Genomic DNA, 23,960 nt, shown 5'->3' with positions numbered 1-23,960 from the left:
TTTTATGGATTTCGAAAATATTTTAATTAAGCAAAAAGAAAATTTAGCAGTATTAACTATTAATAGACCTTCAAAATTAAATGCTTTAAATAAAGTAACTATTGAAGAATTACACACAGCTTTTAAATCATTAAATGAAGACAGTGATGTAAAAGTTATTATTATTACCGGTAGTGGTGAAAAAGCTTTTGTTGCTGGTGCAGACATTTCAGAATTTGCTAATTTCAATGTTGAAGAAGGAACAGAGCTAGCCAGAAAGGGACAAGAAATTTTATTCGATTTTGTTCAAAATTTAGGCACGCCAGTTATTGCAGCTGTAAACGGTTTTGCATTAGGTGGAGGGTTAGAATTGGCAATGGCCGCACATTTTAGAGTTGCAAGTACCAATGCAAAAATGGGATTGCCGGAAGTTAGTTTGGGAGTTATCCCTGGTTATGGTGGTACGCAACGGTTACCGCAACTAGTTGGTAAAGGAAAAGCAATGGAAATGATTATGACAGCCGGAATGATTTCTGCGGAAGAGGCTAAAGATTGTGGTTTAGTAAATTATGTTGTTGAACAAGAAGAATTATTACCATTGTGTGAAAAATTAGCTTCAAAAATAACTAGAAATTCTTCAGTAGCAATTAGTGCAGCCATTAAAGCAATTAATGCTAATTACACAAACTGTGTTAATGGATATAGTGTTGAAATAGAGCAATTTGGAGTTAGTTTTGGTACTGAAGATTTTAAAGAAGGTACAACGGCATTTTTGGAAAAAAGAAAGCCAAATTTTTAAACGCTAGTTGAAAGGACTCAAAGTAAAATGAAAGAACAATTTTTATTAAATTATATTAACAAGCATATTAGTTTAACTAAAGAGGAAGAGGAAATACTGCTTTCTAAAATAACCTATAAAAAGTACTTAAAAGGACAATATTTAGTACAGCAAGGAGATGTTTGTAAATATGAATATTTTATTCTTTCAGGTTGTACTAAAACTTTTTATATGGATAATGATGGCCAAGAACATATTATTTTATTTGCAATAGAAGATTGGTGGACTTCAGATATGGGTAGTTTTATAGCACAAAAACCAGCCGATTATAATGTTCAATGTATAGAAAATACAGAACTCATTCAAATTTCGTATGAAGCTAATGAAGAGTTGTATATTCTAATACCCAAGCTTGAACGTTTTTTTAGAAAAATTGTTGAACGAGCACTTGTGGCTTCACAAAAAAGAATTGTTAGAAACTTCAGCATGTCTGCAAAAGAAAGGTATTTAATTTTTAAAGAAAATTACCCAAAAATTGAACAGCGTATTCCTCAATATATGGTTGCTTCTTATTTAGGTATTACTAAAGAATTTTTGAGTAAAATTAAAAGTCAGTTAGCTTTAGAGTAATAAATGTTAAACTAGTTTAACATTATTTCATAATCTACTTTATTTTTTTACTGAATTGTGTTTCAGACCTTTGTATTATAAAATTTAATACAATAACAATATGAAAAATTTAATTAAAAATTCAACAATTTTAGCAATAATTGCATTAGTTACTTTCTCATTTACAACCTTAAATGATGGTGATAAAACTATTAAAGTTGAACAAAGTAAGGTAGTATGGAAAGGATACAAAGTAACAGGTTCTCATGAAGGTGTTATAAGTTTAAAATCTGGAATGTTAAGTTTTACTGATGGAAAACTAACTGGAGGAGAAATTACTATGGATATGACATCAATTAGTAATACTGATATGGAAGGTGACTATAAAACAAAATTAGAAGGACATTTAAAGTCTGATGATTTTTTTGGAGTTCAAAACCATCCAACATCAACTTTAGTATTTCAAAATGTTGAAGCTACAGGTAAAAACTCTTACAAAATTTCTGGAAATTTAACTATTAAAGGAATTACAAAACCAATTGCTTTTAATATGTCAATTTATGGTAATAAAGCAAATGCTTCATTAAAAATTGATAGAACAGTTTACGATGTGAGATATGGTTCAACTGCATTTTTTGATAATTTAAAAGACAAAGCTATTTATGATGAGTTTGATTTAGTAGCTGATTTAGAATTTTAATACTTCTTTAAACGTTAATAAAACAATGGAATGGTTTATTTTAAACCATTCCATTCACTATAAAATTGCTGAAGAAATGCTTCCATGTATTGGTGGCGTTCTTCAGCAATTTTTTTTCCTGAAACAGTATTCATTCTCTCTTTTAATAACAATAATTTTTCATAGAAATGATTGATAGTTGGTGCTTCTGAATTTTTATATTCCTCTTTGGTTTGATTTAAATTTGGCTTAATTGCAGGATTGTATAAAGGTCTATTTTTAAAACCGCCATAGTTAAAGCATCGCGCTATTCCAATAGCACCAATAGCATCTAACCTATCAGCATCTTGTAAAACAAGAAGTTCCGGTGAAGTAAAATTTCGCTCAAAATTACCTCCTTTAAAAGAAATATTTGTAATAATATTTTCAATATGAATTATAACTTCATTAGGTACATTTTCATTTTCTAAAAATTTTCGAGCAACTTTTGGGCCAACAGTTTCATCACCATTATGAAATTTAGAATCGGCAATATCGTGTAATAAAGCACCTAATTCAACTATAAAAAGATCAACGCTTTCATTCTTGGCAATTAGTTTTGCATTGTTCCAAACACGTAAAATATGAAACCAATCATGTCCTCCTTCAGCATCTTTTAAAGTTGATTTTACAAATGCTTCCGTTTTGGAAATTATTTCTTGTTTATTCATTTTTTAAAAATAAAAAATCCACTTTAATTAAAGCGGATTTTAACCTAATTATTTAATCTTATGTTTATAAAAAAACTAAAGTTCTTTTATTTTTATATTTCTAAATGATACACTATTACCGTGATCTTGAAGTCCAATTTTACCTGTTTTATACTTTCCAAATGCTGGCCAATCTTTAAATTTGGATTTGGAAACCATTGTATCCCATTCAGCACCTTCAACAGGAAATGAAACAATCTTTTTCTCGTTCAACCAAATATTTCCACTATTGGTTTTATGGTTTATTTCAATAATGCAAGTATTCCATTCTCCTACATTTTTTACTGCTTCTTCAGAAGGAGCAATCATATCGTACAAAGATCCAGATCTATGCGTTACATTTTCTTTGTCTGGATGTTGTAAATCATCTAAAACCTGTATTTCTGGCCCAGTTTGGTAAGGAACACTAAACTGTTCATCTTCAAATACACCAAAGAAAATACCACTATTTCCACCTTCAGAAATTTTCCAATCTATTGAAAGTTTAAAATTTGTATAGTCATTATCTGTAACTAAATTATTAATCCCTCCATCTTTGTTTGGATCTGGAGTAAAAACCATTGCTCCATCAATTATCTGCCATTCATCAGAAATAGTTTTGGTATTGTAATTATGCCAACCATTAAAAGTTTTTCCATCAAATAATGAAACCCAATCATTGTTATCTTCAGTAGCTTTATTTGTGTTTAAAAAATACTTGGTTCCAAAAAATCCTATAGCAAAAACTGCAATAAAAAGGACTATTTTTTTTAAATTAAACATGATTTAGAGGTTTTTAGAGTTTTCTTAACCAAATATTTCTATAACTAACTTCACTATCGTGATCTTGTAAAGAAATAGGGGCATCACCGTGAGCATTATTTTTTGGCCAACCAATATATTCTGTTGTACCTTTTATAGTAACGTGATCTTGTACTAAAATACCATTATGTATAACAGTTATAGTAGCCGATTTTGTTTTAGTTCCATCAGTATTAAATTCAGGTGCGTGGTAAATAATATCATAAGTGTTCCATTCACCGGTAGGGGAAGATGCTTTAGCTAATGGGATAGATTGTTTGTATAAAGAACCCACTTGACCATTTACATAAGTATCATTATTGTTATTATCTAAAACTTGAATTTCGTATCTGTTTTGAAGAAAAACACCACTATTCCCTCTATTTTGCCCATCTCCTCGAATTTCTGAAGGTGATTTCCATTCAAGATGAAGTTGCACACTTCCAAAATTTTCTTTCGTTTGAATAGCTCCAGTACCGCGTTTAACAGTTGTGCTTCCATCTTCATTTAAAGTCCATTTAACTGCTGAACTGTCTTTAGCAGTTACCCATGCATCTAAGTTTTCACCATTAAAAAGAACAATGGCATCAGACGGCGCTGCATTGTTTTTTGAAGGAATTACAACTGGAGGTTTAGGTTCCCAAACCTCAGTTTCTTCTGGTTTGGTTGGTTCTTGTTCAGTAGTTTCTGCTAGTATAGTTTTTTCTGAGTTTTCTTCTTTTGTGTTTTCACAGCAAGAAATAGTTACTGCTAATATAAGTAGTAAAACGAATAATTTTTTCATATCTGTTGATTTAAATTCCAAGTATTTTTTTAAGTTTTTCATTATCTATTTCTGCTCCAGCAAAGTCATCAAAAGCTTTTGTTGTGGCTTCAATAATATGTTTTTGTATAAAAGGCGCACCTTCTAAAGCTCCTTGTTCTGGACTTTTAATACAACATTCCCATTCCATAACAGCCCAAACGTCGCACCCATATTGTGTAAGTTTAGAAAAAATAGTTTTAAAATCTATTTGTCCATCTCCAAGTGAGCGATATCTTCCAGCTCTATCTTTCCAGTCCTGATAACCACCAAATGTGCCACTTTTTCCCGTTGCCTTAAATTCAGCATCTTTTACATGAAACATTTTAATAAATTCATGATAATAGTCTATATATTGAATATAATTGAGTTGTTGTAGTACAAAATGGCTGGGATCATACAAAATATTTACTCTTTTATGATTACCGGTTGCTTCTAAAAAGCGTTCAAAAGTTACACCGTCATGCAAATCTTCTCCGGGATGAATTTCATAACAAACATCCACACCGTTTTCATCAAAAGTATTTAAAATAGGTAGCCATCTTTTAGCTAATTCTTTAAAACCCATTTCAACCAAGCCTTCTGGACGTTGTGGCCAAGGGTGTGCTGTATGCCAAAGAAGGGCTCCTGAAAAAGTACCGTGAACATTTAAGCCTAAATTTTTACTTGCCCTAGCTGCATTTTTAACTTGAGAAATTGCCCATTCAGTTCTTTTTTTTGGATTATTTCTACAATTTTCAGGTGCAAAATTATCAAACATAATATCAAATGCAGGATGTACTGCAACCAATTGCCCTTGTAAATGTGTTGAAAGTTCAGTTATTTCTAGCCCATAGGAATTAATTTTACCTTTTAACTCATCGCAATAAGTTTTGCTTTCTGCAGCTTTATCTAAGTCGATTAAACGACTTTCCCAAGTAGGAATTTGAATGCCTTTATATCCTAAATCTACGGCCCATTTGCAAAGTGTATCTAAGCTATTAAAAGGAGCTTCATCTCCCATAAATTGCGCTAAAAATACTGCAGGACCTTTAATTGTTTTCATGTGTATATATTATTTTTTTTTAATGGTCACATGCTGTTCGCTAATAGTCATTTCTTTATGTGATAAGTCTTTTAGCATGCTCGTTTCATATTTTAATTTTTAAAGTTGAACCCAGCTATTCCCATTTTTATGAGAAGCTACGCATTGTTCAATAAATTTCATACCTCTTACTCCATCATTCATTACAGGAAATTCACCAGAATTATAGGGTTCATTTCTAATTGCTTTTGCAACGCCTAAATAGATATTTGCCATAGAATCAAAAATTCCTTCAGGGTGGCCTGGTGGCAATTTAGTTCCGTTTAAAGATAATTCAGAATTATAAGAATGTCCTGGTTTGTAAATTTGAAGAGGTTTATCTTCAGAAAGTACTTGTAGATAATTTGGGTTTTCCTGTTCCCATTTTAAACCTCCTTTTGTACCATATATTTTAACCTGAAGTCCGTTTTCTTCACCAGTTGCAATTTGACTTGTTCTCAGCACTCCTTTTACATTTTCTGAAAAACGAACTAAAATAGTACCGTCAATATCTAAGGTGTTGTCTTCATATAAATAGTTTAAATCTGCCAAAATAGATTTTATTTCCAGCCCTGTAAGGTATTCTGCCATATTAAAAGCGTGGGTTCCAATATCTCCAACGCAACAGCTGATTCCACCTTTTTTAGGATCTAATCTCCAAACAGTATTACGTAATTTCTTATCATGAATAATTGGATTTATCCAACCTTGATAGTATTGAATATCTACTTTTTGAATTTCACCAATTTCATTGTTTTTAATCATTTCACGCATTTGGCGAACCATTGGATAACCTGTGTACGTATAAGTAACGGCAAAAACAGTGTTGGTTTTAGCTAAAGTTTTTTGTAAAATTTCGGCTTCTTCATATGTTGTAGTCATTGGTTTTTCACAAATAACATGGAATCCATTTTCTATCAACTTTTTTGCCATTGGAAAGTGCAGAAAGTTGGGTGTAAGTACTGAAACAACTTGAATTCTTTCAGAAGTTGGTAGTGCAGTTTCTTTTTCTATAAAGGTGTCAAAATCTGGATAAATTCTAGAAGTGTTTATACCAATTTGTTTTGCAAAACCAATGTTTTCTTCCCAAACAGGGTTAAAAACTGCTCCAACTATTTGGTAATTATCGTTCATAAAAGAGGCGATTCTATGTAAAACTCCAATAAGGGAATCACCACCACCACCAATTATGCCTAATCTTATTTTTGAACTCATATTTATTCTTTATAGGTTACATCTTCATTTTTAAATAACACAGCAAAAAACACCATAACACCTACTGCGAAAATGGCTGGGAATATCCAAATATCTTTCCAGCTATGTGTATTTTCAGCAATTAAATACGCATCTGAAATTTTACCTGCTACCCAAAAACCAATTAACATACCTATTCCGTAAGTAGCTAAAGTGATTAATCCTTGTGCCGCACTTTTAATTTTTTCACCTGCTTTTGAATTGGTATAAATTTGTCCTGATACAAAAAAGAAATCATAGCAAATTCCGTGTAAAGCAATACCAATTAATAACATAAAAGATAATTCACCAGCATTTCCATAAGCAAATAAAGCATAGCGAATTGCCCAAGCTAACATACCAAATAATAATGTTTTTTTGAAGCCATATTTTTTAAAGAATACGGGTAATAACAGCATAAACATTACTTCAGATATTTGTCCGATAGTCATTTTTCCTGTAGGATTATCCATTCCAATTTCAGCTAAAAATGGATTGGCGTTTTGGTAATAAAAAGCCAATGGAATACATATTAAAATGGAAGAGATAAAAAACACTAAAAAATTTCTGTTATTTAATAGTTTAATAGCGTCTAATCCTAAAATATCTGAAATGGTTAGTTTGTCATCTTTAGATGCACTTGGTGGAGTTTTTGGTAATGTAAAACTGAAAACTCCTAATATTGCTGAGGCAATAGCTGTCATTAAAAAAGTATTTTGCAAAAGTCCGCTTTTAATACCTTCGGAAGAATCCCAATGAAATAAGTAGCTAATAGCTAAGCCAGCAACAATCCAACCAATTGTCCCCCAAACACGGATGTAAGAAAACTCTTTTGCAGGATCTTTCATTTGGTTGAAAGAAACTGAGTTTACTAAGGCTAATGTTGGCATATAAGCAATCATATAGCCTAAAACATATGGGTAAAAAACACTAAATTCAGTAGTTGTAGACATTTGATACATTAAAATTGCACCAATAAGATGTAAAACACCTAATATTTTTTCGGCATTAAAAAAACGATCGGCAATTAACCCTATAATAAAAGGTGCAATAATTGCTCCCCAAGATTGTGTAGAAAATGCCATTCCTATTTCTACTCCATTGGCTTTTAAATTGTTCCCTAAAAAAGTTCCTAAGGTTACAAACCAACCTCCCCAAATAAAAAATTCAAGGAACATCATTAAAGACAGTCTAATTTGTGTTGATTTATTCATATGTATGTACTTTTTGTTAGTTTAGTTTTTTTGCAGCATTTAATAGTAGGTTTTTGGTGGCGATGATACCATCAACTTCCCCTAAACGAGACCCTTCATATTCTACACCTATAAAGCCATTATAACCTGCATCTTTTACTATTTGTAACATTTTAGTATAGTCGATGGTTGTTTCATCTCCATTTTCATCAAAATCGTATGATTTTGCGCTTACTGCTTTTGCTACAGGCATCATTTCTTTAACACCTTGGTATCTGTCATACTCTTCAATACATTTTGCTTGCCAGCGTTCTCCATTTTCACGGTTTAGGCAAAAATTACCAAAATCTGGAAGTACTCCACAATTTGGTAGGTTTACTTTATGAATTACTTCCACAAGTAAGGCAGCATTAGAGGATAAATACCCGTGATTTTCAACAATAATATTAATATTTTTATCCGCAGCATAGTTTGCTAATTTTGTAAGACCATCTGCAGCTGTTTGTTTCCAAACTTCAGGATCATTAGTTCCAAAAAGATTTACCCGAATAGAATGACATCCTAAAAATTGTGCAGCATCAACCCATTTTTTATGATTTTCTACAGCTTCATCTCTAAGAGCTTCCTCTGTTGCGGCTAAATCTCCTTCATTATCAACCATAATCAATAAACTTTGAACCTTGTATGTATCACTTTTTTCTTTTAAAGTATTTAACAATGTTTCCATTGCCAATTTTTGATCCTCCGTTTTTTGTAATTCAGGGGTGTATAACTGGCTTACATATTCAATACCTTCAAAACCTAATTCACTTGCTTTTTGAGCAAAATCGATAGGATTCATTTCGCCATTTCTAATTTGTTGGTTTAGTGACCATTGCGCTAAAGATAATTTAAAGAAAACTGGGTTTTCTTCTTTCACAACTGTTATTTCTTCCTTAGGTTGGTCTTTTTTAGTGTCTTTGCATGAATAGAAGCCAAGAATTGAAAAAGCTACTACCAGTATGGTTGTTTTGAGTGTAATTTGTTTGAGTTTCATAATTTATTATTTGAAGTTGAATTTTGTTAACTAATATGATATGTGAATGTAAAAAATCAATTTTTTAAAACTGTTTGTTTTTATTCAGTGAAAAATTTTAAACAATTTTAACACTTAATATTTATTTAAAATTATGTTATTTTATTTGTTCTTTTAAATGTAAGCAATTTTTATGTTTATACTCAATAGGAGTGCATTTTTCATGGCGTTTAAATACTGTTGAAAAATATTGGCTTGTTGCAAAACCACAACTGTAAGCAACTTCTGCAATACTGTAATGATTGTTTTCTAGTAAAATATTTTTAGACATTTCAATTCGTTTCATAGTTAAATAACGCATAGGTGTTAAATTTGTTAGCTGTTTACAATGGTGTGTAAACCTTGTTAAACCTACTCCAGCAGAATGAGCCATTTGCTCTATTGTCCAAGCTTCAGAAAGATTGTTTTTTAGTTCATTAAGAAATAGTTTAACACTTCTTGAACTGTCTGTAAGTGATTCATTTAGAACAACTTCTTCAGTATTCAAAAGGTCTAATAAAAGTATTAAAAGGTAATTTACCAAAAGCCTAATAATTGATGAATTATTTCCTTCAATATCGCTATCAACTGCTTTTCCAATACGCTGAAAACAATCTCTAACTCTTTTATCAGCTTTCCACAACCATTTTTCATTTTGTCTTAAAATGGTTGTAAGTCTTAAAAGATCATTTGGGGCTAACATTATCCAATCTGGCCAATCCCAATTTTGGTGTGGTCTGCGGACATCTAAATCAATAATCACCCAATAAAATTTACCCATTCCAATAGCTGGATTTCCAACTTTATGTGCTTCCCAGGGGCGCGTAATTGTAAGGTGGTTTGGGGATAATTCCAGTTCTTTGTTTTCTTGAGAATAAGGCATTGTTCCAGATTCTAAAAAATGAATTTCCAAACCTTCATTTCTATGCCAGTCAAGTCCCCAATCTTGTGGTTCATTCGCATCCCAGTAACCAACACTGTTTAAGCCAAGTGTGTCGTTTGTTAATCGATTTCCTGGATACGTATACCTTGCAAGTGCTTTAAATTTTAATTTTTTCCTTTCAACAGCATCCACTAAAGGCAAACATGTGTCTGCATGGTAAACAACACCATCGGCTTCATAAGGCTGAATTTCTTGTATATTTATTTTCACTGAAAAAAAATGAACATTAATAATTTCTAAATTATATAATTTGAACTTTAATAAAAAATTCTTTTAAAGAAAGATTAGTTTTTTAAACAAAAAAATAAATACAGTTCCGAAAACGATTTCGAAATTTTCGAAATCGTTTTCGGAAAAATGGATAGAATTTAAAATAACTTTTGTGTGTATTTTAGAAACTGGCAATTAATATTTTTAAAATTAGTTTTTGAAATAAAATAACAACTTAATATTTAATTATTTAAAATGAATAAAAATTTAACATCAGATGGTCTAGAAAGTTTTGATGCCATTGTAATTGGAACTGGTATATCAGGAGGTTGGGCAGCAAAGGAGCTTTGTGAAAATGGATTAAAAACATTGGTGCTCGAAAGAGGACGAATGGTAAAGCATATTGAGGATTACCCAACAATGAATATGGATCCTTGGGATTTACCAAATGGAGGTCAACCATCAAGAGAAACCCGAGAAAGAAAATACAAACAACATAGAACAGGGTACGTAACAAAAGAGGAATATCAACACTTTTTTGTAGACGATATTAAACACCCTTATAACGAGGATAGACGTTTTGACTGGATTAGAGGTTATCATGTTGGTGGACGTTCTTTAATGTGGGGAAGGCAAAGTTATAGGTTAAGCGATTTTGATTTTGAAGCAAATAAAAAAGAAAACATTGGTGTTGACTGGCCTGTACGTTATAATGACATTGCTCCCTGGTATGATAAAGTGGAGGAGTTTATTGGCGTAAGTGGTGAAAATTTAGGTTTAAAACAACTTCCTGATGGGAAGTTATTGAAACCAATGAATTTAAATTGTGTAGAAGAACATTTAAAAGAGAAGATTGCTGAAAATTTTGATGATCGTGTGTTAACCATTGGTAGAACTGCTCATATTACCGAAGGTACAAAACCTGGATTAGGACGAAGTACTTGTCAGTATAGAGATCGTTGTATGAGAGGTTGTCCTTTTGGAGCATATTTTAGTAGTAATTCCTCAACACTTCCAACTGCGGAAGCTACTGGAAATATGACTTTAAGACCAAATTCAATAGCTCATGAAGTTATATATGATGAGAAAACTGGAAAAGCTTCTGGGGTAAAAGTAATTGATGCTGAAACTAAAGAAGTATTCGTATTTAAAGCTAAAGTAATTTTCCTTTGTGCATCAGCAATTGCATCTGCCTCCATTTTATTGCAATCAAAATCTGAACGCTTTCCAAATGGTTTAGGAAATGATAGTGGTGAGTTAGGGCATAATATTATGGATCATCATTTTCATGTAGGAGCATCAGGAATAGCTGAAGGCTTTGATGATAAATACAATAAGGGCCGTAGAGCTAATGGCGTTTATATTCCAAGATTTAGAAACTTGGGTGGAGATACAGATCAAAAAGAATTTTTAAGAGGTTATGGATATCAAGGTGGTGCAGGACGTGGAAGTTCATCTGAATTGGTTGCTGAACTTAAATACGGGAAAGAGCTGAAAGAAGAAATTTTAAAGCCTGGACAATGGCGAATTTCTCTAACAGCTTTTGGAGAAACGTTACCAGACCATAGTAATCGTATGTATTTAGATTATGAGAAAAAAGATGAATGGGGATTGCCTACCATAACTTTTGACGCAGCTTTTGGCGATAATGAAATGGCTATGCGAAAAGATATGAAAGAACAAGCTGAAAAAATGCTTACTGCAGCAGGTTTTAAAAATGTTACCGGGTATGATAATGGAGGCAAAGCCATGGGATTAGGTATTCACGAAATGGGAACTGCAAGAATGGGACACGATCCTAAAACATCGGTACTTAATAAATACAACCAAGTTCATACTTGTAAAAATGTATTTGTAACTGATGGTGCTTTTATGACTTCTGCAGGATGTCAAAACCCATCTTTAACCTATATGGCATTTACAGCGAGAGCTGCTAATTTTGCCGCTGAACAAATTAAAAAAGGGAATCTTTAAAATATAGATAATGAAAAGAAGAGACGCATTAAAAAAAATTGGTTTAGGAACAGGATTTGTAGTTGCTACACCATCATTAATTAGTTTATTACAAAGCTGTACAAGTGATGCCGCAACTTGGACTCCTACTTTTTTTACTGATGAGCAGGGAATTGTTATTACTGCTTTAGTTGATATTATTTTACCAAAAACAGATACGCCTTCAGCTTCTGAAGTAAATGTTCCTCAGTTTATGGATAAATACGCAGATGAAGTATTGGATATTGAAGAGCAAAACAGGATGAAAACAGCGTTTGGTACTTTGGTTGCACATATTAAAACAACTTATAATAAAAATCTGTCTAAAGTTAATGAAGATAATTATAAAGATCTTTTAGATAATCAAATGTTATTTAATGAACCTGCAACACCTAATGATCAACCAATGACCATTTCTGATTTATTAAACAGTATAAAGTGGTCGGCTATAAATGCTTATAAAATTAGTGAGACTGTTGGAGAAACAGTACTGGCTTACGATCCAGTACCAGGAGCATACTATTGTGGAGATTTGCAAGAACTTACAGGAGGAAAAGCATATTCTTTATAAATTAAAATTCTATGAAGTTTGCATTTAAATTATTTTGCTGTTTTACAATTTTATTAACTGTAATAAATTGTAAAGAAAAAGTAACTTCAAACACTTCAAAAGAGTGGGTTAAATTATTTAATGGTAAAGATTTAGATGATTGGGTAGTTAAAATTAAAGGTCATCCTACCGGTGAAAATTACAACAGTACATTTATAGCCAAAAATGGAGTTCTTCAAGTAAATTATAATAAATACAAAGATACTTTTGGAACTTCTTTTGGTCATATTTTTTATAAAAAAGCATTTTCAGATTATAAATTACGATTGCAATATCGATTTATTGGTGAGCAATTAAAAGATGGTCAGGAATGGGCTCAAAAAAATAGTGGAGTTATGATACATTCTCAATCTCCAGAAAGTATGGGTTTAAACCAAGACTTTCCAGTTTCCATTGAAGTACAACTTTTGGGAGGTTTGGGTAGTGAAGAGCGTCCAACAGGAAATGTTTGTACGCCAGGAACCAATATTGTTTTAAATGATGAAACTGTAACAACCCACTGTATCAATTCAACTTCAAAAACATTTCATGACGAGCAATGGGTAAACTTAGAAGTTGAAGTAAGAAACGATTCTATAATTTCTCATAAAATAAATGGAGAAACTGTAATCACATATTATAAACCAACTATTGGAGGTGCCATAGATATTGATAAGGAAACTTGGGAATCTAAAGAAGGAAGTCCATTAAAAAGTGGTTTTATTTCACTTCAAAGTGAAAGTCATCCTATTGAATTTAGAAACATTGAATTGCTAGAACTTTTACCTAAAGATTTATGAAAGAAAATCAATTAAATAGCAGAAGGTCATTTATAAAAAAAACAGCTGTATTAAGTTCGGCTTTAAGTTTTGGGTCTTTAGGGTTAAAAGCCATGAATAATACTTCAGGTAAAATTGAAAGCAAACCATCATTTAATTTAAATTATGCTCCGCATATTGGAATGTTTAAAAACCATGCCGGAGAAAATCCACTAGATGAAATTAACTTTATGGCTGAACAAGGATTTACAGCTTTTGAAGACAATGAAATGCGAAATAGACCAATTGAATTACAAAATAAAATTGGAAATTTATTAGTTGATAAAAACATGAAAATGGGTGTTTTTGTTGCTCATAAAATTTACTGGGATAAACCAAATCTTACAAGTGGAGCTATTTCATATAGAGAAGAGTTTTTAGAGGATATAAAAAAATCTGTTGAAGTTGCAAAAAGAGTAAATGCTACTTGGATGACTGTTGTGCCTGGACATTTAGATTTAAACCAGAATATAAATTATCAAACGGCAAATGTTGTTGAATCGTTAAAATATGCTTCTGAAATATTAGAAAAAAATAATTTGATAATGGTTTTAGAACCATTGAATTTTTACAATCATCCGGGGCTTTTTTTAACTGAAAGTCCACAAGCATATCAAATATGTAAATCTGTAAACAGCCCTTCCTGCAAAATATTATTCGATATTTATCACCAGCAAGTTCAAGAAGGAAATTTAATTCCTAATATAGAAAAATCTTGGGATGAAATAGCCTATTTTCAAATTGGTGACAACCCGGGAAGAAATGAACCCACAACAGGAGAGATTAATTTCAAAAATATTTTTAAATTTATTCATTCAAAAGGATTTAATGGTATTTTAGGAATGGAGCACGGAAATTCTTTAGAAGGAAAAGAAGGAGAGCAAGCAGTAATAAATGCATATTTAAAGTCAGACAATTTTTTAAACTAAAAATAATTATGAAAACAGAAAGTAACAATAGTAGGAGAAATTTTATTAAAAAAAGTGCTGTTGTTGCAGCTGGGATTTCAATTATTCCTAGACATGTTTTGGGACGAGGGTTTATTGCTCCGAGTGATCAATTAAATGTTGCGGTAGTAGGTGCTGGTGGTAAAGGCTTTAGTGATACGGTAAATGTGTATAATAATGGAGCTTCAAATATTGCTGCAATATGTGATGTAGATTGGGGAAGGGCTTCCAATGCATTTGAAAAATTTCCAAATGCAAAAAAATTCAAAGATTTTAGAAAAATGTTTGATGCAATGCCTGATATTGATGCAGTAACAGTATCAACGCCAGATCATACCCATGCAGTTATAACTCATGCTGCAATGCAATTGAATAAACATGTGTATGTTCAAAAACCATTAACTCATAATATTTATGAGGCAAGGGTTTTAACTGAAGCAGCCAATACATATAAAATTGTAACCCAAATGGGAAATCAGGGAGCTTCTGGGGAAGGTGTAAAAACTATGCAAAAATGGTTTAATGAAGGTGCTATTGGAAAAGTAAGTGAAGTTCATGTATGGACTAACAGACCTGTTTGGCCACAAGGAATTGCAACTCCAACGGATAAACCAACAATGTTAGATGGGTTGGATTGGGAAAATTGGGTTGGACCTGCAAAATGGGTAGACTATCACCCATTGTACCATCCATTTAAATGGAGAGGTTGGTGGAATTTTGGAACTGGAGCAATGGGAGATATGGGTTGTCATTTAATGGATCCGCCATTTAGAGTTTTAGGATTGGGATATCCTACCGAAGTTGAAAGTAGTGTTGGAGCTATTTTTTCTAAAGATTGGACACCAGATTATTACCCGGATTCTTGTCCGCCATCTTCAAGAACACAGTTGAAATTTGAACCGAATGAAAAAAATCCTTGTGATGTAAAAATGACTTGGACTGATGGAGGGTTAAGACCTTTTCATCCTGAATTAATACCAGCGGATCACGCTATTGGTGATGAAGATGGTTCAAATGGTGTTATTATGATTGGAGAAAAAGGAATTATGACTTGCGGAACCTATGGTAGAAATCCTAAATTGTATTTAAATTCGGGAGAAATAATTGAAGATACTTCTGAAGAAGTAAATTCTTTGCCAGAAAATGGGCATCAGGCCATGTGGGTTGAAGCATGTAAAGATGGTTATGGAAGTAAAAAACACCAGCAATTAACTTCATCTTTTGATTTTGCGGGACCTTTAACAGAATCTATTTTAATGGGTAATTTAGCGATAAGAAGCTACAATATTCGTGAAAAAAATGGCAATGGGTTTAATTATCCTGGACGTAAAAAACTATTATGGGATGGTGCAAATATGAAGATCACCAATTTTGAAGAGGCTAACCAATTTGTTAAAAGAGCATATAGAAAAGGCTGGACTTTATAATTTTTAATTTCAACTAATAAATGGCAGTACATTTTCCATTTATACACTCAATATTATTTGGGGGAGTTACCGCCATGCAATCTGAAATAATACCCCATTTACTATTAAAAGCAGCTTCAATATTGTTATATACAGTTACTTTTTCTTTTAATAATTCTACATTTATAGAATTGTTAAAAACTAAATAGCTCCAAGCTCCGCCACAGGGTTTACTTCCAAAGGCAATAAAATCACAATCAGAGTTTTCTGAACATATTCCAGAATCTACAAGTTTTTCAATCTCAGCTTTTAGTTTATTTAATTCATTTTGATCTGCTTCTTGAGGGTTTTCAGAATTACTTGAACAACCAAAAACGATTGCCAAAAGAGCAATCGTTTTTAAGATATGTTTTCTTATTTTTTTCATTAACAATATTCGTCGTATGCTGCAGCTAAATTAGATGCAATAACTTCAGCAGGTCTTCCTTCAATATGGTGGCGCTCTAGCATATGAACTAAAACTCCGTCTTTAAATAAGGCAATTGCTGGTGATGAAGGAGGAAATGGAATCATAAATTCACGCGCTTTTTCTGTTGCTTCACGGTCAACCCCTGCAAAAACAGTTGTTAAATTAGTAGGAACTTTATCAAATTGTAATGAAACAACTGCTCCTGGTCTTGCTGTTCCTGCAGCACAACCACAAACGGAGTTAACTACTACTAAGGTTGTTCCTTTTTTGCTTAGAGCTTCTTCAACATCTTCAGCTGTATGTAATGCTATAAAACCTGCATTTTCTAATTCTAGTTGCATTGGTTTTACTAATTCTGGTGGATACATATTTTTAATTTTTTAGTTATATTTTGTTTTAATGTTGCAAATATAACAGATTAAATATGAAAAGACTAAACTGAAAATTTAATTATTGGAACGATAAAAAAGTTTATAAATATTTTAACAACTGTAACAATACTAATTTTAGGGCATACTAATATTTCAATTATCTTTGCAGCATTAAAATAAATTATGGGAAATTTTGTAAAATGGCTAGGCGCTGGATTGGGCTTTACTTTTGGTGGACCTATTGGAAGTATTTTAGGATATGTAGTGGGAAGTGTTATTGATGGTTTTAGTAAAGAGGATATAGAACAAGCAAAAAGATATAGTAGTACAAGTAGAAATGTACAATCGGGAGATTTTGAAATAAGTTTATTATTACTTTCGGCAGTTGTAATTAAATCAGATGGAAAAATAGATGAACGTGAACTGTCGTATGTTCGAAACCATTTTAAGAGTATGTATGGTGAAGAAAGAGCAAGCCACGCATTTAAATTATTTAATGGTTTTATAAAAAGTAATAATGTATCTACAAGACAGGTATGTATGCAAATTCGTCAGAATATGACGCATGCATCACGATTGCAATTAATTCATTTTTTGTTTGGTATTGCCAAAGCAGACGGAGTTGTAATTGAAGTTGAAGTAGATGCGATTAAAACCATTGCCGGTTATTTATATATTAATCAGCAAGATTTTGAATCAATAAAGGCAATGTTTTATGATAGTTCTGAAAGCGCTTATAAAATTTTAGAGATAGAAAAATCAGCAACAAATGATGAAGTGAAAAAAGCTTACCGAAAAATGGTGAAAAAATTCCACCCGGATAAATTACAACATTTAGGAGAAGAACATGTAAAAGGAGCAGAGGAGAAATTTAAACAAGTTCAAAAAGCATACGAACAAATTCAAAAAGAAAGAGGAGTTTAATTTTTTTGTGACTTCTAAAAAAAGTATGTGTCTTAAAAATAGTTAGTAATTAATTACAGGGAATATTTTAAAATCCCAAAAGTTTTGATATTAGCCCCAAGATTAATGTGGCGCCTCATCCTGAGGCGCTTTTTTTATTTTAAATACAAAGCGATTTCTCTTGGTTCTTCTAAAACAGATTTAACAATTTGTAATGTTCCATCTTTTTTTGAAATAATATGCCATTTTATTAATGATATCTTTAAATCAACAATTTCAATTCCAGTAATTGAGCGCGGATGTACACAACTACCATCATTAAAATAAGGTAGTTCATTAGGTTCAGGAAATCGTGGTCTGTGTGTATGTCCAGCTATAACCATTTGATTGTTATTTGCTAATATCCATTTTTTAAGTCTGCGTTCAACTTTAATTAATTCTTTAAAATTTTTTGCTGGGCTGGTTGGGTCTTTAATGCCTATAATTTGTAAAGGTTTCCATAAAATGCGTACTAAAAACCGACTCCATTTCCACCAAACATAATTATAAAAGTCTGCTTGATGACCGTGGATTAATAGTATGTTTTTATCAAATCCTTCTGGTTCTAAAATAATTCCTTCATTAAAAGTTAAACCTTTTAATAAATCTTTATTGGTTCCAGTAATTTTATCAAAATAAGAATCCAAAAGTTTGGTTGATTTTTTTTCACTTTTTAAAGACATATCATGATTTCCCCAAATCATATGCAATCTTTTCTTTAAATGAAATTTTCGCATTAAAAGAAAATCATTTTTATGAGCTTCAAAAATTTCATTAAAAAAAAGGTTTTCCCATAATTCTATACCGTCGCCAAGTTCAATATATGTAAAGTCTTTTTCATAATAATTACGCAATGCATGGTAATAAATATTACTGTTATTAGCAAAATCATCAGCATAACTGTTGTCACCTCTATGGCAATCACTAAAAAAAATAAATTTAGAATCTTTATTTAATGGAATTTTTTTAGCGTTTTTATACGATTTAGATATAATTTGTTGAATCATATTCAGTTTCAAAAAATTTTAATTGTAAACTTAAAATAAAACTCCCAAAAATCATTGCTTTTCGGGTGTCATTTTTTTGTTATTTATAGCAATGTTATTTTCAATAAAATACGTAATTTCGCAAACTAATTGAATTAAAGCACAAAAATGAGTAAAAAGTTTAGAGAATATAAGGGTTTGAACCTCACTAAAGTAGCAGATGAAACTTTAGCGTTTTGGGAAAAGGAACATATTTTCGAAAAAAGTATAGCTACAAGAAATGAAAATAAACCATTTGTATTTTTTGAAGGGCCTCCTTCTGCAAACGGTTTACCAGGAATTCATCACGTAATGGCAAGAGCTATTAAAGATATTTTTTGTAGGTATAAAACTTTACAAGGCTTCCAAGTTAAAAGAAAAGCAGGCTGGGATACGCACGGATTACCAATTGAATTAGGTGTTGAAAAAGAATTAGGAATTACTAAAGAAGATATTGGTAAAAAAATTACAATTGAAGAATACAATCAAGCTTGTAGAACTGCTGTAATGCGTTATACTGATGTTTGGAACGACCTTACAAAACGTATTGGTTATTGGGTAGATATGGAGGATCCATATGTTACTTACAAATCAAAATATATGGAAACAGTATGGTGGTTGTTGGCCGATATGTATAAAAAAGGGTTGATTTATAAAGGTTATACCATTCAACCATATTCTCCAAAAGCTGGAACTGGTTTAAGTTCACACGAATTAAATCAGCCGGGAACCTATCAAGATGTTACAGATACAACTGCGGTTGCACAGTTTAAAGCAATTAAAAATACGTTGCCAAAAATGTTACAAAATGTTGAAGGTGCTATTCACTTTTTAGCATGGACAACAACACCTTGGACATTGCCTTCTAATACAGCATTAACAGTTGGAAAAAAGATTGATTATGTGTTGGTGAAATCATTCAACCAATATACGTTTGAACCAATAAATGTGATTTTAGCCAAAAATTTAGTTGGAAAACAATTTGCAGGAAAGTTTTTTGCAGTTGAAAATGAAGCGCAACTTTCTGAATATAAAGAAAATGATAAAAAAATTCCTTATATAATTGTAAGTGAATTTAAAGGAGCTGATATATTAGAAGCTAAATACGAACAATTATTGCCATATGCACTTCCATATAAAAATCCTGAAAATGCGTTTAGAGTTATTGCCGGAGATTTTGTAACAACAGAAGATGGTACTGGAATTGTACATACTGCGCCAACATTTGGTGCTGATGATGCTTTGGTTGCTAAACAAGCAAATCCTGAAGTACCACCAATGTTAGTTTTAGATGATAACGGAAATCCTGTTCCTTTAGTTGATTTACAGGGGAGATTCACAAAGCATATGGGTAAATATGCCGGGAAATATGTTAAAAATGAATATTACAATGAAGGTGAAGCTCCAGATCGATCACTTGATGTTGAGATTTCAATTCAATTAAAAGAAGAAAATAAAGCATTTAATGTAGAAAAATACCGACACAGTTACCCGCATTGTTGGAGAACAGATAAGCCAGTTTTATATTACCCATTAGATTCTTGGTTTATTAAGGTGACTGATAAGCGTGACAGAATGTTTGAATTGAATGAAACCATTAACTGGAAACCTAAATCTACTGGAGAAGGACGTTTTGGAAACTGGTTAAAAAATGCTAATGATTGGAATTTATCACGCTCACGTTATTGGGGAATTCCTTTGCCAATTTGGAGAACAGAAGATGGAACTGAAGAACTAATTATTGGTTCAGTTGAAGAACTAAAATCTGAAATGAAAAAATCTGTTGAAGCAGGTTTAATGGAAGCTGATATTTTTGCTGATTTTGAAGTGGGTAATATGAGTGAAGAAAATTACGATAAAATTGACCTTCACAAAAATGTAGTTGATGCAATTACCTTGATTTCGCATAAAGGACAACCAATGAAACGTGAAAGCGATTTAATTGATGTTTGGTTCGATTCCGGTTCAATGCCTTATGCACAATGGCATTATCCATTTGAAAATAAAGAATTAATTGATGAGAAGAAATTCTTCCCAGCAGATTTTATTGCAGAAGGAGTTGACCAAACTCGTGGATGGTTTTATACGTTACACGCCATTGGTACTATGGTATTTGATTCTGTTGCTTATAAAAATGTTGTGTCTAACGGATTGGTTTTAGATAAGGAAGGTAAAAAAATGTCTAAACGTTTAGGAAACGCTGTTGATCCTTTTGAAACAATGGATAAATATGGAGCAGATGCTACACGTTGGTATATGATTTCAAATGCAAATCCTTGGGATAATTTAAAATTTGATATTGAAGGAATTGATGAAGTTCGTAGAAAATTCTTCGGAACATTATACAATACATATTCATTCTTTTCTTTATATGCTAATTTAGATAGTTTTACGTATGCTGAAGATGAAATTGCAATAAAAAACAGGCCAGAAATTGATCGTTGGATTTTGTCTGAATTAAATACATTAATTAAAAATGTAGAAAAATTCTATGAAGAATATGAACCAACAAAAGCTGCTCGCGCTATACAAGATTTTGTTGGTGAGAATTTAAGTAATTGGTTTGTGCGCTTAAGCAGAAGGCGTTTTTGGAAAGGAGAATACGAACTAGATAAAATTTCAGCGTATCAAACATTATATACTTGTTTGCTAAATGTTGCCAAGTTAGCTTCGCCAATTGCACCATTTTTTATGGATAATCTTTACAAAGATTTAATATCAGTTTCAGGTAAAGAAAACTTTGAGTCTATACATTTGGCTGAATTTCCAAAATACGATGAAAGTTTGGTTGATGCTAAATTAGAGCACAAAATGCAACAAGCTCAAAAAATATCTTCAATGGTGCTTTCATTACGTAAAAAAGAAATGATAAAAGTACGTCAGCCATTACAACGAATTATGATACCTATTTTAGATGAAGCAGATAGGGAGGAAATTTTAGCTGTTGAAAACTTAATAAAATCGGAAGTAAATGTTAAGGAAATTGAGTTAATTGATGATGCATCTGGTATTTTAGTAAAAACTATAAAACCAAATTTTAAGGTGCTTGGGCCTAGGTTTGGAAAAGATATGAGGTTTGTTGCTCAGGCTATTCAAAATTTAAGTCAAGAAGACATAGCAATTGTTGAAAAACAAGGAAATATTTCGTTAATTATTAATGAAAATGATGTAAATTTAACATTAAACGAAGTTGAAATTACATCACAAGATATTGAAGGTTGGTTGGTTGCAAATCAAGGTAATTTAACAGTTGCTTTAGATGTAACAATAACCGATGAATTACGAAAAGAGGGTAATGCAAGAGAGCTAATTAATAGAGTGCAAAACCTTCGAAAGGAAACAGGTTTAGATGTAACTGATAAAATTAAATTAGTTATTCAAAAAAATGATATATTAGAGCGCTCAATTGCAGCGAATGAAGAATATATAAAAACAGAAACGTTAACAAATGAGTTGGTGTTTAAGGAATTAGTAGAAAAAGGCACGGAAATTGCTTTTGACGATGTAAACACTAAAATATTAATTGAAAAAATATAAGCTTATGAATGAAAATAATAGATATTCTGATACTGATTTAGCTGAATTTAAAGAAATTATTTTAAAGAAAATTGCTCATGCTGAGGAAGATTTGGCTTTGTTGAAAAGTTCATTTAAAAATGACAGTAATAATGGCACTGATGATACATCTCCTACTTTTAAAGCTTTTGAAGAAGGTTCTGAAACCATGTCAAAAGAAGCAAATGTGCAATTAGCAATACGTCAGGAAAAATTTATAAGAGATTTAAAAAATGCCTTAATACGTATTGAAAATAAAACATACGGAGTATGTCGTGTAACGGGAAAATTAATAAAAAAAGAACGTTTAAAATTAGTGCCACACGCAACCCTAAGCATTGAAGCTAAAAATATGCAACAATAAAAAATAGCATTTATATTTAAGAAGCTTCCTCTTTTGGGAGCTTCATTTTTTAATACCTTTTACAAAAGCCAAAATAAATTGAAAAAAGCCATTGCAATTATAGTTATAGTCTTATTAATAGATCAAATTAGTAAAATTTATATAAAAACTAATTTTTTATACGGAGAAGAAGTAGTGGTTTTTGATTGGTTTCGAATTCATTTTATCGAAAATAATGGCATGGCATGGGGTGCAGAATTAGGAGGAAAAACAGGTAAATTATTTTTAACAATTTTTAGGTTATTTGCAATTGCGGGTATTGGTTATTGGTTATATAATTCTGTTAAAAAAAATGCACCAACTATTTTAATTGTTGCTATTTCACTAATATTTGCGGGGGCAATGGGTAATATTATAGATTCTGTTTTTTACGGAATTGTTTTTGACACTCCTAGAAATGCTACAGCCACATTGTTTGCAGATGAACCTTATGGAAAATTATTATACGGTAAAGTGGTAGATATGCTTTATTTTCCGATTTGGAGTGGAGATTTACCTGAATGGTTACCTATTTGGGGAGGAAAACCTTTTACCTTTTTTAATGCTATTTTTAATGTTGCGGACACTGCAATTTCTACAGCAGTTGGAATATTAATTGTTTTTAATAAAAAAGCATTTCCAAAACACGATTAATTTTTTAACCTGTTATTTCCAATTAATTAGTTTTTTCATTTTAATTATTAATCGTACATTTGCGATGAACTTATGAAAAGATCAATTAAAGAAATAGCATATTTAGAAGAAACCGAAGAACTAGCAAGATTTGCAAAAGCTTTAGGCCATCCAACACGTATTAAAATTTTAAATCATTTAGAAAATCAGAGTTGTTGTTTTACAGGTGATTTGGTTGAAATAATTCCGTTGGCACAATCAACTATTTCACAGCATTTAAAAGAGCTAAAAGTTGCAGGATTAATTCAGGGTGAAGTAAATCCACCAAAAATTAAATACTGTATTAATCAGGAAAATTGGGAAAAAGCAAAAAATTTATTTAGTAGTTTTTTTGGCAAAGAAATAATAAAATCATCTTGTAAATAAATAATTAAAATGAAAACAATTAAAATATTAGGAACAGGTTGTCCAAGTTGTATAAGTACTGAAAAAATAGTTACTGAAGTTGTTAATGAGTTGAGAATGGAAGCGGCAATTATAAAAGTAACTGAAATTATGGATATTATGGCCTATGATGTTATGAGTACGCCAGCTATTGTTGTTGATAATAAAGTTGTATTTAAAGGAAAAGTACCATCAAAAGAAGAGGTAAAAGCATTGTTAGTAGATAATTTTGCAAACAATGCATGTTGTTCTGATGAAAACATAGATTCTTCTTGTTGCTCTTCTGAAGAAAAATCTACAGGTTGTTGTTAATAA

At 31.5% G+C, this 23,960-nt stretch carries 25 protein-coding genes; 14 read left to right on the top strand and 11 right to left on the bottom strand.

What is annotated here, in order from left to right; genetic code table 11:
- Nucleotides 1–4 precede the first annotated feature (4 nt).
- The 3 genes from BX611_RS03325 to BX611_RS03315 all read left to right on the top strand — a co-directional run bounded on the left by BX611_RS03325 (nucleotide 5) and on the right by BX611_RS03315 (nucleotide 2,066).
- Nucleotides 5–778 (top strand): enoyl-CoA hydratase/isomerase family protein, encoded by a 774-nt coding sequence (locus tag BX611_RS03325; protein WP_115878056.1) that lies wholly within the window; start codon nucleotides 5–7, stop codon nucleotides 776–778.
- Between the two features lie 27 nt (nucleotides 779–805).
- Nucleotides 806–1,387, top strand: coding sequence for a Crp/Fnr family transcriptional regulator (locus tag BX611_RS03320; RefSeq protein WP_115878055.1), 582 nt, complete (start codon nucleotides 806–808; stop codon nucleotides 1,385–1,387).
- 100 nt (nucleotides 1,388–1,487) lie between these two features.
- On the top strand, nucleotides 1,488–2,066 hold the full coding sequence (locus tag BX611_RS03315; protein ID WP_115878054.1) for a YceI family protein: 579 nt from the start codon (nucleotides 1,488–1,490) through the stop codon (nucleotides 2,064–2,066).
- A 35-nt stretch (nucleotides 2,067–2,101) separates the two neighbouring features.
- On the opposite strand, the gene BX611_RS03310 is transcribed toward BX611_RS03315, so the two are convergent.
- The 8 genes from BX611_RS03310 to BX611_RS03275 all read right to left on the bottom strand — a co-directional run bounded on the left by BX611_RS03310 (nucleotide 2,102) and on the right by BX611_RS03275 (nucleotide 10,072).
- On the bottom strand, nucleotides 2,102–2,755 hold the full coding sequence (locus tag BX611_RS03310) for an HD domain-containing protein (RefSeq protein ID WP_115878053.1): 654 nt from the start codon (nucleotides 2,753–2,755) through the stop codon (nucleotides 2,102–2,104).
- A 75-nt stretch (nucleotides 2,756–2,830) separates the two neighbouring features.
- Entirely contained in the window at nucleotides 2,831–3,556 is a 726-nt protein-coding gene (locus BX611_RS03305; protein ID WP_115878052.1) for a 3-keto-disaccharide hydrolase, read from the bottom strand.
- 13 nt (nucleotides 3,557–3,569) lie between these two features.
- Nucleotides 3,570–4,358, bottom strand: a complete 789-nt coding sequence (locus BX611_RS03300; protein ID WP_115878950.1) for a 3-keto-disaccharide hydrolase — start codon at nucleotides 4,356–4,358, stop codon at nucleotides 3,570–3,572.
- Nucleotides 4,359–4,368: 10 nt separating this feature from the next.
- A complete protein-coding gene (locus tag BX611_RS03295) occupies nucleotides 4,369–5,421 on the bottom strand; it encodes a sugar phosphate isomerase/epimerase family protein (RefSeq protein ID WP_115878051.1) in 1,053 nt (350 codons plus the stop codon).
- Between the two features lie 99 nt (nucleotides 5,422–5,520).
- Nucleotides 5,521–6,654 (bottom strand): Gfo/Idh/MocA family protein, encoded by a 1,134-nt coding sequence (locus BX611_RS03290; protein WP_115878050.1) that lies wholly within the window; start codon nucleotides 6,652–6,654, stop codon nucleotides 5,521–5,523.
- A 2-nt stretch (nucleotides 6,655–6,656) separates the two neighbouring features.
- Nucleotides 6,657–7,886: a nucleoside permease gene (locus tag BX611_RS03285; protein ID WP_115878049.1), complete on the bottom strand. Its 1,230-nt coding sequence runs from the start codon at nucleotides 7,884–7,886 to the stop codon at nucleotides 6,657–6,659.
- A gap of 16 nt (nucleotides 7,887–7,902) precedes the next feature.
- On the bottom strand, nucleotides 7,903–8,901 hold the full coding sequence (locus tag BX611_RS03280; RefSeq protein ID WP_115878048.1) for a sugar phosphate isomerase/epimerase family protein: 999 nt from the start codon (nucleotides 8,899–8,901) through the stop codon (nucleotides 7,903–7,905).
- Nucleotides 8,902–9,037: 136 nt separating this feature from the next.
- A complete protein-coding gene (locus BX611_RS03275) occupies nucleotides 9,038–10,072 on the bottom strand; it encodes a helix-turn-helix transcriptional regulator (protein WP_115878047.1) in 1,035 nt (344 codons plus the stop codon).
- A 255-nt stretch (nucleotides 10,073–10,327) separates the two neighbouring features.
- Here BX611_RS03275 and BX611_RS03270 point away from each other — a divergent pair, with 255 nt between their 5' ends.
- The 5 genes from BX611_RS03270 to BX611_RS03250 are packed head-to-tail and all read left to right on the top strand — an operon-like array spanning nucleotide 10,328 to nucleotide 15,845.
- Complete coding sequence (locus BX611_RS03270; RefSeq protein ID WP_115878046.1) at nucleotides 10,328–12,046, top strand: GMC oxidoreductase; 1,719 nt, start codon at nucleotides 10,328–10,330, stop codon at nucleotides 12,044–12,046.
- 10 nt (nucleotides 12,047–12,056) lie between these two features.
- Nucleotides 12,057–12,635, top strand: a complete 579-nt coding sequence (locus BX611_RS03265) for a gluconate 2-dehydrogenase subunit 3 family protein (protein ID WP_115878045.1) — start codon at nucleotides 12,057–12,059, stop codon at nucleotides 12,633–12,635.
- Between the two features lie 11 nt (nucleotides 12,636–12,646).
- Nucleotides 12,647–13,453, top strand: coding sequence for a 3-keto-disaccharide hydrolase (locus BX611_RS03260; RefSeq protein ID WP_115878044.1), 807 nt, complete (start codon nucleotides 12,647–12,649; stop codon nucleotides 13,451–13,453).
- Nucleotides 13,450–14,400 (top strand): hydroxypyruvate isomerase family protein, encoded by a 951-nt coding sequence (locus BX611_RS03255; protein WP_115878043.1) that lies wholly within the window; start codon nucleotides 13,450–13,452, stop codon nucleotides 14,398–14,400. Before BX611_RS03260 ends, BX611_RS03255 begins: the two co-directional genes overlap by 4 nt.
- A gap of 8 nt (nucleotides 14,401–14,408) precedes the next feature.
- Nucleotides 14,409–15,845: a Gfo/Idh/MocA family protein gene (locus BX611_RS03250; protein ID WP_115878042.1), complete on the top strand. Its 1,437-nt coding sequence runs from the start codon at nucleotides 14,409–14,411 to the stop codon at nucleotides 15,843–15,845.
- A 13-nt stretch (nucleotides 15,846–15,858) separates the two neighbouring features.
- Here BX611_RS03250 and BX611_RS03245 read toward each other — a convergent pair whose 3' ends face one another.
- Both BX611_RS03245 and BX611_RS03240 read right to left on the bottom strand, forming a co-directional pair.
- Complete coding sequence (locus tag BX611_RS03245; protein WP_115878041.1) at nucleotides 15,859–16,251, bottom strand: hypothetical protein; 393 nt, start codon at nucleotides 16,249–16,251, stop codon at nucleotides 15,859–15,861.
- Nucleotides 16,251–16,661, bottom strand: coding sequence for a BrxA/BrxB family bacilliredoxin (locus BX611_RS03240; protein ID WP_115878040.1), 411 nt, complete (start codon nucleotides 16,659–16,661; stop codon nucleotides 16,251–16,253). The genes BX611_RS03245 and BX611_RS03240 overlap by 1 nt, the downstream gene beginning before the upstream one ends.
- A 186-nt stretch (nucleotides 16,662–16,847) precedes the next feature.
- Between BX611_RS03240 and BX611_RS03235 the strand changes: the two genes are divergently transcribed.
- Nucleotides 16,848–17,588, top strand: a complete 741-nt coding sequence (locus tag BX611_RS03235) for a TerB family tellurite resistance protein (protein WP_115878039.1) — start codon at nucleotides 16,848–16,850, stop codon at nucleotides 17,586–17,588.
- 134 nt (nucleotides 17,589–17,722) lie between these two features.
- Here BX611_RS03235 and BX611_RS03230 read toward each other — a convergent pair whose 3' ends face one another.
- Nucleotides 17,723–18,613 carry a metallophosphoesterase gene (locus BX611_RS03230; RefSeq protein WP_115878038.1) on the bottom strand — a complete coding sequence of 297 codons (891 nt, stop codon included), beginning with the start codon at nucleotides 18,611–18,613 and terminating at the stop codon, nucleotides 17,723–17,725.
- 147 nt (nucleotides 18,614–18,760) lie between these two features.
- Between BX611_RS03230 and ileS the strand changes: the two genes are divergently transcribed.
- The 5 genes from ileS to BX611_RS03205 all read left to right on the top strand — a co-directional run bounded on the left by ileS (nucleotide 18,761) and on the right by BX611_RS03205 (nucleotide 23,957).
- Nucleotides 18,761–22,168: an isoleucine--tRNA ligase gene (gene ileS / locus BX611_RS03225; protein WP_115878037.1), complete on the top strand. Its 3,408-nt coding sequence runs from the start codon at nucleotides 18,761–18,763 to the stop codon at nucleotides 22,166–22,168.
- A gap of 4 nt (nucleotides 22,169–22,172) precedes the next feature.
- Nucleotides 22,173–22,550, top strand: coding sequence for a TraR/DksA family transcriptional regulator (locus BX611_RS03220; RefSeq protein ID WP_115878948.1), 378 nt, complete (start codon nucleotides 22,173–22,175; stop codon nucleotides 22,548–22,550).
- Between the two features lie 78 nt (nucleotides 22,551–22,628).
- Nucleotides 22,629–23,222 carry a lipoprotein signal peptidase gene (locus BX611_RS03215; RefSeq protein WP_115878946.1) on the top strand — a complete coding sequence of 198 codons (594 nt, stop codon included), beginning with the start codon at nucleotides 22,629–22,631 and terminating at the stop codon, nucleotides 23,220–23,222.
- Between the two features lie 72 nt (nucleotides 23,223–23,294).
- Nucleotides 23,295–23,627, top strand: a complete 333-nt coding sequence (locus BX611_RS03210) for an ArsR/SmtB family transcription factor (RefSeq protein WP_115878036.1) — start codon at nucleotides 23,295–23,297, stop codon at nucleotides 23,625–23,627.
- Nucleotides 23,628–23,636: 9 nt separating this feature from the next.
- Nucleotides 23,637–23,957 carry a thioredoxin family protein gene (locus BX611_RS03205; RefSeq protein WP_115878035.1) on the top strand — a complete coding sequence of 107 codons (321 nt, stop codon included), beginning with the start codon at nucleotides 23,637–23,639 and terminating at the stop codon, nucleotides 23,955–23,957.
- Nucleotides 23,958–23,960 lie beyond the last annotated feature (3 nt).

This window comes from Lutibacter oceani, assembly GCF_003384935.1.
Taxonomy (GTDB): Bacteria; Bacteroidota; Bacteroidia; order Flavobacteriales; family Flavobacteriaceae; genus Lutibacter; species Lutibacter oceani.
This window is presented reverse-complemented; position numbering and strand designations above follow the sequence as displayed.

Excerpts from the sequence above, each read along its gene's own strand:
- BX611_RS03305 (WP_115878052.1), bottom strand. The coding sequence starts at position 3,556 with ATGTTTAATTTAAAAAAAATAGTCCTTTTTATTGCAGTTTTTGCTATA.
- BX611_RS03230 (WP_115878038.1), bottom strand. The coding sequence starts at position 18,613 with ATGATTCAACAAATTATATCTAAATCGTATAAAAACGCTAAAAAAATT.
- BX611_RS03315 (WP_115878054.1), top strand. The coding sequence starts at position 1,488 with ATGAAAAATTTAATTAAAAATTCAACAATTTTAGCAATAATTGCATTA.
- BX611_RS03260 (WP_115878044.1), top strand. The coding sequence starts at position 12,647 with ATGAAGTTTGCATTTAAATTATTTTGCTGTTTTACAATTTTATTAACT.
- BX611_RS03300 (WP_115878950.1), bottom strand. The coding sequence starts at position 4,358 with ATGAAAAAATTATTCGTTTTACTACTTATATTAGCAGTAACTATTTCT.
- ileS (WP_115878037.1), top strand. The coding sequence starts at position 18,761 with ATGAGTAAAAAGTTTAGAGAATATAAGGGTTTGAACCTCACTAAAGTA.
- BX611_RS03245 (WP_115878041.1), bottom strand. The coding sequence starts at position 16,251 with ATGAAAAAAATAAGAAAACATATCTTAAAAACGATTGCTCTTTTGGCA.
- BX611_RS03320 (WP_115878055.1), top strand. The coding sequence starts at position 806 with ATGAAAGAACAATTTTTATTAAATTATATTAACAAGCATATTAGTTTA.
- BX611_RS03285 (WP_115878049.1), bottom strand. The coding sequence starts at position 7,886 with ATGAATAAATCAACACAAATTAGACTGTCTTTAATGATGTTCCTTGAA.
- BX611_RS03205 (WP_115878035.1), top strand. The coding sequence starts at position 23,637 with ATGAAAACAATTAAAATATTAGGAACAGGTTGTCCAAGTTGTATAAGT.
- BX611_RS03295 (WP_115878051.1), bottom strand. The coding sequence starts at position 5,421 with ATGAAAACAATTAAAGGTCCTGCAGTATTTTTAGCGCAATTTATGGGA.
- BX611_RS03325 (WP_115878056.1), top strand. The coding sequence starts at position 5 with ATGGATTTCGAAAATATTTTAATTAAGCAAAAAGAAAATTTAGCAGTA.
- BX611_RS03290 (WP_115878050.1), bottom strand. The coding sequence starts at position 6,654 with ATGAGTTCAAAAATAAGATTAGGCATAATTGGTGGTGGTGGTGATTCC.
- BX611_RS03210 (WP_115878036.1), top strand. The coding sequence starts at position 23,295 with ATGAAAAGATCAATTAAAGAAATAGCATATTTAGAAGAAACCGAAGAA.
- BX611_RS03270 (WP_115878046.1), top strand. The coding sequence starts at position 10,328 with ATGAATAAAAATTTAACATCAGATGGTCTAGAAAGTTTTGATGCCATT.
- BX611_RS03250 (WP_115878042.1), top strand. The coding sequence starts at position 14,409 with ATGAAAACAGAAAGTAACAATAGTAGGAGAAATTTTATTAAAAAAAGT.
- BX611_RS03220 (WP_115878948.1), top strand. The coding sequence starts at position 22,173 with ATGAATGAAAATAATAGATATTCTGATACTGATTTAGCTGAATTTAAA.
- BX611_RS03310 (WP_115878053.1), bottom strand. The coding sequence starts at position 2,755 with ATGAATAAACAAGAAATAATTTCCAAAACGGAAGCATTTGTAAAATCA.
- BX611_RS03280 (WP_115878048.1), bottom strand. The coding sequence starts at position 8,901 with ATGAAACTCAAACAAATTACACTCAAAACAACCATACTGGTAGTAGCT.
- BX611_RS03255 (WP_115878043.1), top strand. The coding sequence starts at position 13,450 with ATGAAAGAAAATCAATTAAATAGCAGAAGGTCATTTATAAAAAAAACA.
- BX611_RS03265 (WP_115878045.1), top strand. The coding sequence starts at position 12,057 with ATGAAAAGAAGAGACGCATTAAAAAAAATTGGTTTAGGAACAGGATTT.
- BX611_RS03240 (WP_115878040.1), bottom strand. The coding sequence starts at position 16,661 with ATGTATCCACCAGAATTAGTAAAACCAATGCAACTAGAATTAGAAAAT.
- BX611_RS03235 (WP_115878039.1), top strand. The coding sequence starts at position 16,848 with ATGGGAAATTTTGTAAAATGGCTAGGCGCTGGATTGGGCTTTACTTTT.